Below are 10,090 nucleotides of genomic sequence, written 5' to 3'. Positions count from 1 at the left end.
GCCCGCCTGCTCGATCTGATCCGCGAATTCGACGCCCGTGGCGGCTGGGGCAACGGGTTCACGTCCTGCGCCCACTGGTTGACCTGGCGGGTCGGCCTCGCTCCCGGCGCCGCCCGCGAGCACGTGCGCGTCGCCCGCGCTCTGGGCACGTTACCCCTACTAGCTCAGGCGCTTGCCCGCGGTGAGCTCTCGTACTCGAAAGTCCGGGCGCTGACCCGGGTGGCCACCTTGGAGACCGAAGAGCGGCTGCTGGCCGTCGGCCGGGCCGGCACCACCGAGCACGTCGAGCGAATCGTGCGGGGCTGGCGGAAGGTCGACCGGCAGGCCGAGGCCCGGGAAGCGGCGCAGCGCCACAAGAGCCGGGCCCTGCACGTGTATCACGATGACGACGGCATGGTCGTCCTGCGCGGACGGCTGGAGCCTGAGGTGGGCGCGCTGGTGATGCAGGCGCTAGGGGTCGCCCGAGAGGCGCTGTATCAGCAGCGGAACGCCAATGGAGCCGACGCTGCAGTGCGTCCGGGGACCGAGACGGAGAAGTGTCCCGGTCCAGGCGGGCACGCCACGGCCGACGTTCCCGCGGGAACGTTTCCGGTGGTCCCGGACATCTCCACGCTAGCCCAGCAACAGGCCGATGCCCTGGCGCTGGTGGCCGAAGCCGCTCTGCACCAGGGGCTCGATCCCGGAGCCCCGGGGGAGCGTTATCAAGTAGTCGTCCACGTCGACGCCGAGGTCTTGGCGGACGCCGATGCGTCCGGTCAGTCTGTCCTCGAGGACGGCGTGCGCGTTCCAGCTGGAACGTCCCAGCGTCTCGCGTGCGACTCCAGCCGGGTGGTGATGCGTCATGAACTTCGGCCAGGGCCACCACATTCGCCACTGGGCGCAGGGCGGCCCGACCACGCTCTCAAACCTCACGCTACTCTGTCGCCGGCACCACCGGGCGGTCCACGAGGAAGGCTTTCAGGTCGATCGACAACCCGATGGGACGCTGCGTTTTCGCCGACCGGATGGGCGGCTTCTGCCCGAGGTGCCGCCGCCGGCCGCGGTGCCCGCCGATCCGGTGCAAACACTTCGCTCAGGCCACGCGGCGCAGGGCCTCAACATCCACCCGCGGACCTCGTGCCCCGGCTGGCTCGGGGAGCGTCTGGACGCACGCTGGGCCATCGATGTGCTGCATCCACGCGCTCTCGGGGAGCCACCCTCACCGCCCGAGTCGGAGAAGACCGGCTAGCGCGCCCCTCGCGACGAACAGCCCACCCGGCGAGGCGTCGGCAGAATGGTAGACTCGGGCCGCCAAGAGAGGGGGGCGCCATGCTGAACCCGTTCAGGCAGCCCGAGCTGATCAAGGCCGAGACGTTCATGTCGATGCCCAAGCAGTTCCGCACCAAGGCGCGCACGCGGTGGTCGGATCCCAACCGCCAGGGCGCGGAAGTCGACAGCTTTCTCGAAGGGCCTGCCTTCGACCGGGCCGGCAATCTGTACTTCGTGGATATCCCCTTCGGCCGCGTGTTCCGAATCTCGACCAGGGGCCAGTGGGACCTGGTGGTGCAGTACGACGGCTGGCCCAACGGCTTGAAGCTCCACAAGGACGGCCGCCTGTTCATCGCCGATTACCGGCGCGGCCTGATGGTGCTGGATCCCCGCATGAGCCGGGTGGAGCCGCTCCTGGAGACGGCGTACAGCGAGAGCTTCAAGGGGCTGAACGACCTGCACTTCGCGTCCAACGGCGACCTCTACTTCACGGACCAGGGGCAGACCGGGATCACGGATCCCACCGGCCGGGTCTTCCGGCTCCAGGCCAACGGGGCGCTGGACAGGCTCGCCAGCAACGTGCCGAGCCCGAACGGCATCACGCTGAATACGAAAGACACTCAGGTCTACGTGGCGGTGACCCGCGCTCAGCAGGTCTGGCGGCTGCCGCTGATGGCGGACGGGCAGCCGTCGAAGACCGGGGTCGCGATCCAGCTCTCCGGGGGTCATGCCGGTCCCGACGGCATCGAGATGGACGCGGAGGACGGCCTGATCGTCTGCCACCTGGGCGTGGGCGTCTGGCGGTTCGATGCCAGCGGCCTGCCCACGCACCTCGTGCACGCCGACGGACACCGCCTGCTGACGAACGTGGCCTTCGGCGGTCCCGACCGCAAGACGCTCTACATCACCGACTCCCTGAATGGTGAGATCTTGACCGCGCGGATGCCGGTGGCGGGAAAAGTCCTGTACGGCCTGCACTGAAAGGAGCACCACGATGGCGGTCCAGACGACGCGAACGGCTGAAGAGCTCGAGGCGTACTGTGCTCGGCTGCGGGCGGCGGGGCTCGACGCCCCCTGGTCGCGTCCAGGACCGCTCATTCCGCCCAAGCCGACCGCGACGCAGTCGCGGCTGTGGCGCTGGCGCGACATCGAGCCGTTGCTGCGGGAGAGCGCCGAGTTCCTGAGCCCGCACCGCGGCGCCGAGCGCCGGGTCATCCGCCTGCACAATCCCGGGGTGCCCGAACGGACCGTCGCCCACAGCCTCGTCCTCGCCGTGCAGTATCTCCTGCCCGGTGAAGTGGCGCCTGCGCATCGTCACTCCCCCACTGCGATCCGGTTCATGCTCCACGGCCAGGGCGCGTACACGACAGTGGATGGACAGAAATGCGTCATGTCGCCCGGCGATCTGGTCGTCACGCCCGGCCAGGCGTGGCACGACCACGGCAACGAGGGTCAGGCGCCGGTCATCTGGATGGACATCCTCGACTGGCAGATCGTGCGCTTCCTCGAGAACCTGACCTACGAGCCGTATCCCGAGGAGCAGCAGCCGTCGCTGCGGAGCCCCGGTCGCGAGATCTTCCATCCGTGGAGCGAGAGCTACGCGCGGCTGCTGCGCCGGGCCGAGCAGGAGCCGGACCCGTACGACGACATGCTGATCGAGTACCTGGACCCGACCACAGGGCGCTCGCTGCGGCCGACCCTCGGCTGCTATCTGCAACTGCTGCGTCCCGGCATCCGGACCCGCGCCCATCGGGAGTCGAGCTGCGCACTCTACCGCGTCGTCCGGGGCCGAGGCATTACCACCGTGGACGACCAGACCTTCGAGTGGGGCCCGGGCGACTTCTTCGTGATCGCGCCGTGGGCGCGCCACGCGCACGCCAACCTCGAGACCGAGCCGGCAATCCTCTTCTCCGCTCAGGACGTCCCGTTGCTCAAGCTGCTGGGCCTCTATCGGATGGACCCGTCGGAGGACTAAAGAGGAAGAACTTACAACATCTCACTGGCACGCTGACTGCTTCATCTCGTTTCGTCCATGGTGCAGATCATCGCGACACCGGGGTCGGGAGACGGCCGGGCGCGGGCCACCGCGCGTCGGCTCCAGAGGGCGCTTGCCCGCCGGGGGCAAGACGCCCGCGTCGAGACCTTTGCCGATCTCACATGCCTCAAGCAGTGGGCCGCGACCTGCGCGCCCACGTTCTCGCGCCTCGTCTGCGTCGGCGGCGATGCCACGCTCAGCGCCGCCGCGGCCGCGTCGGTACGGCTGTCGATTCCGCTGTTGCCCGTTCCCAGCGGCTTCGGCAACATCTTCGCGCGCACCTTCGGGCACCCGGAGCGGATCGATCGGGTGATCGAGGTTCTGGACCGCGGACAGATCCGTCGGGTCGACGTGGGAGTAGTCAACGGCGGCGGCGAGCTGTTCCTCTCCCATCAGAGCTACGGCGTTCTGGCCGAGATCCAGGGCGCGGTGGAGCGCAGCCGGGCCCAACCCCGGTCCAAGGCGCTGCGCCACCTGGCCTACTACGCCGCCGCCCCTCGGTTCCTCTTCGGGAGCCGCTTGCCCGCCATCCGCGTCGAGGTGGACGGAGAAGTGCTCGCCGACAACGCCGCCCTGGCCACGGTCGCCAACGTCGAGGCCTACCGCGGGTATCTCAGCCTGACCCCGGACGCCTCGCCCGTCGATGGGCTCTTCGACGTCTTCGTGATTCCCCGCACCAGCATGGCCGCGGTATGGGGGCGCCTCCTCAAGCTGGCCTTCGGTCTGCGCGGAGCTCGCGAGGGCGTGCTCTTGCGCCGTGGTCGGCTCGTTCGGGTGACGATCGACGGCCGCCGGTCGGACGAGCTGAGAGTACGCCCCCGCGCGCTGCCGCTCCTGGTTCCCGGCCTCACCGGGCCGAGCCGCGCGGAGCCGCGCCGGCGCCGGCGAATGGGGCGTTCGCGCGCGCGGCGACGAGCACCAGCAGTCCCACGCCGATCCAGACCGCCTGTCGCCCGCGACGCACGAGGCTGAACGTCAGTCCCGCCCCAGCCCCGACGCCCAGCCCCGCGAAGGCGGCCGCGTAGGCGCCTTCCAGCGTCCCCAGGCTGCCCGGCACCAGGAAGGTGGCGAACCGCACGCCCGAGCCGAGCGCTTCGACCACCGTCGTTGCCCCCACGGTTAACGGGATGTCGAGCACCCACACGACGATGAGGGCCTCGAGCACGCCCAGGAGCCAGCCGACCAGGTGAGCCGCCACCGAGACGAGGCACTGCCGCCACCGGTATCGGTAGAAGCCCCGCAGGGCGGCGTCCAGGCGCTCGGCGTAGGCGGCGTCTTTGATGAGCCCGGCCCAGGCGAGCAGCCGGCCCGACCGCCGCACCAGGCCCGTCACCTGGGCGGCGAAGAAGCCGCCGACGCCGAAGACCTCGACGACGAGGAGGCCGAGCATCGCGGTGAGGATCGGGCCGTCGACGGTGACTACCGTGGCGGCCATCGCCAGCCCCAGGACGAGGAAGAGCGCCTGCGCGATCGTGATGGTGGTCTTGGCGATGATCACCGACGGCACGCTCGCCTCGTAGGGAACGGCGGGCCGCAGCAGCCAGACCTTGACCGCCTCGCCCCCGATGGAGCCGACCGCCGTGACCACGTTGACCGCTTCGCCCGCGACGCGCGCCGCGAGCATCCGCCCGTAGGGAGCCGGATCACCGGGAAACGCGTAGCGCCAGCCCAGCGTATCCACGGCCATGACGATGCCGTAGGGCAGACAGACCAGGACGAACTGCCACCACGTAAGGCGCGTGAGCGAGGCGACCAGGGGCTCGGTGCCGACTCGCGCGATCAGATAGACCAGGACCGCCGCCCCGAAGAGCAGGAGCGCAGTGCGGAACAGCTTCATCCAGGACTACAGTACACGCACCGTGCCAGACCCCACGATGTGTGCAAATCTTTGGAGTGGTGACACCCTGGCGGCTCTCGGGGTACAGTCCGTCCATGCGACTCGTGAGGGCGCCGGCCGGCCGGTGCGCGTTGCTGGCCACAGTGACGCTATCGCTCACGTCATTCCTCGTGCTGGCCGCGTTCGCCGCCCAGCGTTACTGGTTCGATCTGGATCACAGTGTCCGCCAGCTCGTCAGCCTGGTGCGCCACCCGATGCTCGACGGCCCCATGCACGGGTTCTCGCTGTTGGGTGAAGAGCTCGGATTGATCCCCCTCATCGCGCTCACCTCGGCGGCGCTCTGGTCGGGCCGCCGGCCCTGGGCCCTGGCCTTGCCGGTGGTCATGGCCGGGACGGGCGCGCTACAGTTTCTCGCCAAGTGGGCGGTCGATCGTCCACGCCCGAACCTCGCCGACTGGGGGTTCCCCAGCGGGCATGTGCTTGCGCTGGTCGTCTTCTGCGGCGTCATCGCCTATCTGCTCTGTACCGCTCGGTGTAGCTGGGGCTGGCGAAGCCTGGGCGCGGCATCGGCTGGCACCACGGTGCTCGCCGTGGCCTTCAGTCGTCTCTATCTGGACGTCCACTGGCTGTCCGATGTGGCCGGCAGCTTCGCGCTCGGCCTCGCCTATCTGCTCTTCACGATCTGGCTCGTCGAGTCGCTCAGCCGCCGCCGCATCTCGTGAGGCTCGTCACCGCGACCCTCGTCGGGGCTGCCCTCGCGCTCGCCCTTCCCGGGATCGCCGCCGCACAGCTCGAGCAATGGATCAACCCGACACTGGGCGAGCAACAGCCCGAAGCCGACTACCGGGCCACCCGGCAATATGATCGCCCGGTCAAAGACCAGGCGACGGACATCGGCTGGTTCGAGCAGCGCGTGACGTTTTCCACCCCGCTGTGGCAAGACTCCCGTAACGAGCTGCTGCTCTCCGGGTACGCCCGCTACCAGGACCTGGATCACGACGCCGTCCTGCCGGATATCGGCGAGCCGCTTCCCGACGAGCTGTGGAATGTCCGGTTCGGCCCCGCGTACCGGCACCGGTTCGACAACGACTGGATCGGAGGCGGGCTGCTGCTCGTGGGGTCGGCCAGCGACAAGCTGTTCGACAGCCGGGACGAGCTGATCGTGCTGGCCACGACGTTCCTGCGGATCCCTCACCGCGAGCGGAACGCCTGGCTCGTCACGCTGAATTACACGAACTTCAGTGAATTCCTGGGAAACGCCCCGTTCCCCGGGCTGGCCTACATCTATTCCCCGTCCGAGGAGTTCACCGCCGTCGTCGGGGTGCCGTTCTCCTCCATCCGGGTGCGGCCGTTCCGCCGGCTCACCATCAACCTCCACTGGGTGCCGGTCCGGACGGTGGCGGCCCGGCTGATCTTCGAGATCTTCCGGCCGCTGCGCTTCCTGGCCGGGTTCGACTGGGACAACGATGCCTACTTCCGGGCGGGCCGCTCCGACAAGGACGAAAAGCTCTTCTACTACTCGAAACGCGTGACGGCGGGCCTCCGCTTCGATCTGCGTCACATCGGCTTCGAGCTGACGGGCGGGTACGCCTTCGACCGCTTCTTCTTCGAGGGCGAGCGCTACGCCGACAACAACCAGAACCGCATCGACGTGGACGACGGGCCGTTCCTGGTCGGCAAGGTCGACTTTCGATTCTGAGGAGCGCGTCCGTAGTCCGGTACTCACCGGCATCCGATGTGCATTCCGCTCGTGGGCTGGAAGGAGGCGGCGACCATGGCCTTGCCTGCACACACACGCGCGCACGTTGGCGAAGCAGCCGTAGCTGCGATCGAGCGACAGGGGTGGCTGGATGGTGTCGCTGATCGCATGCAGGCGGCGGTGGGCGGTCTCTATCGGGCTGGTGGCGAGACCGGTCGGGTGATCCGGGACGCGCTTCACGGCACCTGGCTGGGCCATCCTCTCCATCCCGTGCTGACCGACGTCCCGCTAGGAGCCTGGACCGCCGCCCTCGTGCTCGACGCGATGGACAGCGGCCGGGGCCGAGGCTTCTCCCGGGCGGCCGACGCCGCGGTCGGCGTGGGGCTGGCGGGCGCGGTCGGCGCCGCCGTGACGGGCCTCACCGACTGGCACCACACCGCGGGTGGAGCACGCCGTACCGGGCTCGCGCACGGCTTGCTGAACACGACGGCCACCCTGCTGTACGCCGGCTCCCTCTGGCTACGCCGCCGCGGCTCCCGCCCGGCCGCCCAGGGGCTGTCCAGCGCGGGATTCCTCGTCGCCACGGCCGCCGCGTACCTGGGCGGCCACCTCGTCTACGGCAAGCAAATCGGCGTGAGCCGCGCTCCCCGTCCCGAAGCCTGGAACGACTGGGTAGCCGTCCTGCCGGAGTTCGAGCTCCACGAAGCGGCGCCTCGCCGAGTGCAGGCGAAGGATACGGCGATCCTGCTCGTGCGACGAGCGGGGCGCATCCACGCGCTCGTCGAGACCTGCGCCCACCTCGGCGGCCCGCTGGTGGAGGGAACTCTCGAAGGGGACAGTGTCCGCTGCCCCTGGCACGGATCCCGCTTCGCTCTCGAGGACGGGCGCGTGCTGGAAGGACCGTCGACGTTCCCGCAACCCTGCCTGGACGTCCGCATGCGGGCGGGGCAGATCGAGGTCCGGGCCCGGACGCAGTGATGCCAGCAGATTCACAAGTCCACGCCTATCCCCAACGCCAAAATGTGACGGCCTGACCGGCACCGAGCCGGCGCCCTCGGGAATTCGACCGGATTGAAGCGGCGTGGCGGACACCACGCGAAAAGATCGTGGTGAAGACTCGGCGTTCGGAAGGCCGGATAGGGACACAGCGCCGCGGATGCGGCCTATTACATGATTGACGGCGCCCGCCGTCACCTCCTACGGTTGCGCCCGGTCCAACGCCGCCTGGCATGGGAGGGGCCGCATGACGCATCCGATCGCACGAAAGCTGCGCAAGGAACTGGCCACTACGCTCACGCGCCTGCGCCTGGCCGACGGGCAATCGGAAGAGGTCACCAGCCTGAGCAGCGACAACTCGACCGATCTCGTCGACCGGGCTCAGGCCGGCGAGCAACGCGATCTCGGCCAGTTGACCGCGACGCGTCTGGCCGATCGCGCCCGTCGGCTGCGGGTGGCTCTGGCCCGCGCCGAGCGCGGAGAGTACGGGCTGTGCGAGGAGTGCGGAGAGCGGATCTCCTACCAGCGGCTCGCTGCGCTGCCCGACGTGGTCACGTGTCTGGCCTGTCAGCAGCGGCGGGAGAGCGGGCTATAGCGCCTTGGCGATCTTGGCCCAGGTGTCCCGCAGCCCGACCGTGCGGTTGAACACCGGGCGTACGGGACGGTGGTCCTTCCAGTCGGCGACGAAATAGCCCTGGCGCTCGAACTGGAAGCGGGACTCCGGCGCCACGTCCCGGAGCGCCGGCTCCAGCTTGACGTTGGTGAGGACTTCCAGCGAGGCGGGGTTCAGCGCGGTCTTGAAGTCCTCGGCCTCGTCCGGTCTGGGTACGCTGAACAGCGTGTCGTACAGGCGAACCTCGGCCTCGACGGCGTGCGCGGCCGACACCCAGTGGATGGTGCCTTTCACCCGGCGGCCCCGGGCGTCGCCGCCGCGGCTCTCCGGATCGAGCACGCCGCGTACCTCGATCACCTGACCCGTGCCCGGATCCTTCACAACCCCGGTGCACTTCACGATGTAGGCGTAGCGCAGCCGGACCTCGGCGTTCGGGGCCAGTCGGAAGTACCGGGGCGGCGGTGACTCCCGGAAATCGTCCTGCTCGATGTAGAGCACGCGCGAGAACGGGATCGTCCGGGTGCCGGCGCTGGGGTCCTCGGGGTTGTTGACGGCCTCCAGCTCCTCCGCCCGGCCCTGGGGATAGTTCTCGATGACCAGGCGGAGCGGCCGCAAAACGGCCATGCGGCGCTGGGCCCGGCGGTTCAGGTCCTCCCGCACGCAGTGCTCGAGCAGGGCCACGTCGACGAGACTGTCGGCCTTGGAGATGCCGATGCGGTCGCAGAAGTCACGGATGGCCTCCGGCGTGTAGCCGCGCCGGCGCAGCCCGGCCAGCGTGGGCAGGCGGGGGTCGTCCCAGCCCTGCACCAAACCCTCCTCGACCAGCGTCAGCAACTTGCGCTTGCTCATCACGGTGTGGGAGAGGTTCAGGCGTGCGAACTCGATCTGACGCGGGCGGTAGATCTCCAGGGCCTGCAGGTACCAGTCGTAGAGCGGGCGATGGTCCTCGTACTCGAGGGTGCACAGCGAGTGCGTGATGCCCTCGATGGAGTCGGACTGCCCGTGGGCCCAGTCGTACATCGGATAGATGCACCACGTGTCCCCGGTGCGGTGGTGCGCCGTCTTCCGGATCCGGTACATGACGGGATCGCGCAGGTTCAGGTTGCCCGCCGCCATGTCGATCTTGGCCCGGAGCGTCCGCGAGCCGTCGGGGAACTCCCCCGCCCGCATGCACCGGAACAGCTCGAGGTTTTCCTCCATCGAGCGGTGGCGCCAGGGGCTCTCCCGCCCCGGCTCGGTCAGCGTGCCCCGGTAGCTGGCCACCTCCTCCGCGGAGAGATCGCAGACGTACGCCAGGCCCTTCTTGATCAACGCCTCGGCCCACTCGTAGAGCTGCCCGAAGTAATCGGAGGCGTAGTACAGGTGCTGACCCCAGTCGAAGCCGAGCCAGCGGACGTCGCGCATGATGGCCTCTACGTATTCCTGACTCTCTTTGGTCGGGTTGGTGTCGTCGAAGCGCAAGTGACAGCGCCCGCTGAACTCCTGGGCCAGCCCGAAGTCCAGGCAGATCGCCTTGGCGTGGCCGATGTGGAGATACCCGTTGGGCTCCGGCGGGAAACGGGTGACCACCGCGTTGAACCGCCATGACCTGAGATCTTCGATGATGGCGTCGCGGATGAAGTTGGAGGCTCGCTCTCGGGTCTCCGGAGTGCTCACGAGACG

General features: G+C 69.0%; 10 protein-coding genes and 1 pseudogene. 8 read left to right on the top strand and 3 right to left on the bottom strand.

Annotated elements, in window-relative coordinates:
- Positions 1-612: 612 nt before the first annotated feature.
- The gene (locus tag VFR64_05230) at positions 613-843 is read right to left on the bottom strand and encodes a hypothetical protein (GenBank protein HET9489142.1); all 231 of its coding nucleotides are present in this window, start codon (positions 841-843) and stop codon (positions 613-615) included.
- Here VFR64_05230 and VFR64_05225 point away from each other — a divergent pair.
- The 4 genes and pseudogenes from VFR64_05225 to VFR64_05210 all read left to right on the top strand — a co-directional run bounded on the left by VFR64_05225 (position 842) and on the right by VFR64_05210 (position 4,009).
- Positions 842-1,228 (top strand): HNH endonuclease signature motif containing protein, encoded by a 387-nt coding sequence (locus tag VFR64_05225; protein HET9489141.1) that lies wholly within the window; start codon positions 842-844, stop codon positions 1,226-1,228. The genes VFR64_05230 and VFR64_05225 overlap by 2 nt on opposite strands.
- Before the next feature lie 80 nt (positions 1,229-1,308).
- On the top strand, positions 1,309-2,229 hold the full coding sequence (locus VFR64_05220) for an SMP-30/gluconolactonase/LRE family protein (GenBank protein ID HET9489140.1): 921 nt from the start codon (positions 1,309-1,311) through the stop codon (positions 2,227-2,229).
- 13 nt (positions 2,230-2,242) lie between these two features.
- Entirely contained in the window at positions 2,243-3,223 is a 981-nt protein-coding gene (locus VFR64_05215) for a cupin domain-containing protein (protein ID HET9489139.1), read from the top strand.
- A 57-nt stretch (positions 3,224-3,280) separates the two neighbouring features.
- Positions 3,281-4,009 (top strand): annotated as a pseudogene (locus VFR64_05210) (diacylglycerol kinase family protein).
- A gap of 121 nt (positions 4,010-4,130) precedes the next feature.
- On the opposite strand, the gene VFR64_05205 reads toward VFR64_05210, so the two are convergent.
- A complete protein-coding gene (locus VFR64_05205) occupies positions 4,131-5,120 on the bottom strand; it encodes a lysylphosphatidylglycerol synthase domain-containing protein (protein HET9489138.1) in 990 nt (329 codons plus the stop codon).
- 95 nt (positions 5,121-5,215) lie between these two features.
- Here VFR64_05205 and VFR64_05200 point away from each other — a divergent pair, with 95 nt between their 5' ends.
- From VFR64_05200 to VFR64_05185, 4 genes are all read left to right on the top strand, one after another.
- Positions 5,216-5,842, top strand: coding sequence for a phosphatase PAP2 family protein (locus tag VFR64_05200; GenBank protein ID HET9489137.1), 627 nt, complete (start codon positions 5,216-5,218; stop codon positions 5,840-5,842).
- Positions 5,839-6,819: a hypothetical protein gene (locus VFR64_05195; GenBank protein HET9489136.1), complete on the top strand. Its 981-nt coding sequence runs from the start codon at positions 5,839-5,841 to the stop codon at positions 6,817-6,819. Before VFR64_05200 ends, VFR64_05195 begins: the two co-directional genes overlap by 4 nt.
- A gap of 168 nt (positions 6,820-6,987) precedes the next feature.
- On the top strand, positions 6,988-7,797 hold the full coding sequence (locus VFR64_05190) for a Rieske 2Fe-2S domain-containing protein (protein ID HET9489135.1): 810 nt from the start codon (positions 6,988-6,990) through the stop codon (positions 7,795-7,797).
- A gap of 265 nt (positions 7,798-8,062) precedes the next feature.
- A complete protein-coding gene (locus tag VFR64_05185) occupies positions 8,063-8,410 on the top strand; it encodes a TraR/DksA family transcriptional regulator (GenBank protein ID HET9489134.1) in 348 nt (115 codons plus the stop codon).
- Here the strand turns inward: VFR64_05185 and VFR64_05180 are convergent.
- Entirely contained in the window at positions 8,405-10,084 is a 1,680-nt protein-coding gene (locus VFR64_05180; protein HET9489133.1) for a glutamine--tRNA ligase/YqeY domain fusion protein, read from the bottom strand. The two genes, VFR64_05185 and VFR64_05180, sit on opposite strands and share 6 nt — an antisense overlap.
- Positions 10,085-10,090: the final 6 nt, after the last annotated feature.

This window comes from Candidatus Methylomirabilota bacterium, from assembly GCA_035709005.1.
GTDB lineage: Bacteria > Methylomirabilota > Methylomirabilia > Rokubacteriales > CSP1-6 > 40CM-4-69-5.
This window is presented reverse-complemented; position numbering and strand designations above follow the sequence as displayed.

Excerpts from the sequence above, each read along its gene's own strand:
- VFR64_05225 (HET9489141.1), top strand. The coding sequence starts at position 842 with ATGAACTTCGGCCAGGGCCACCACATTCGCCACTGGGCGCAGGGCGGC.
- VFR64_05230 (HET9489142.1), bottom strand. The coding sequence starts at position 843 with ATGACGCATCACCACCCGGCTGGAGTCGCACGCGAGACGCTGGGACGT.
- VFR64_05220 (HET9489140.1), top strand. The coding sequence starts at position 1,309 with ATGCTGAACCCGTTCAGGCAGCCCGAGCTGATCAAGGCCGAGACGTTC.
- VFR64_05215 (HET9489139.1), top strand. The coding sequence starts at position 2,243 with ATGGCGGTCCAGACGACGCGAACGGCTGAAGAGCTCGAGGCGTACTGT.
- VFR64_05205 (HET9489138.1), bottom strand. The coding sequence starts at position 5,120 with ATGAAGCTGTTCCGCACTGCGCTCCTGCTCTTCGGGGCGGCGGTCCTG.
- VFR64_05200 (HET9489137.1), top strand. The coding sequence starts at position 5,216 with ATGCGACTCGTGAGGGCGCCGGCCGGCCGGTGCGCGTTGCTGGCCACA.
- VFR64_05190 (HET9489135.1), top strand. The coding sequence starts at position 6,988 with ATGCAGGCGGCGGTGGGCGGTCTCTATCGGGCTGGTGGCGAGACCGGT.
- VFR64_05185 (HET9489134.1), top strand. The coding sequence starts at position 8,063 with ATGACGCATCCGATCGCACGAAAGCTGCGCAAGGAACTGGCCACTACG.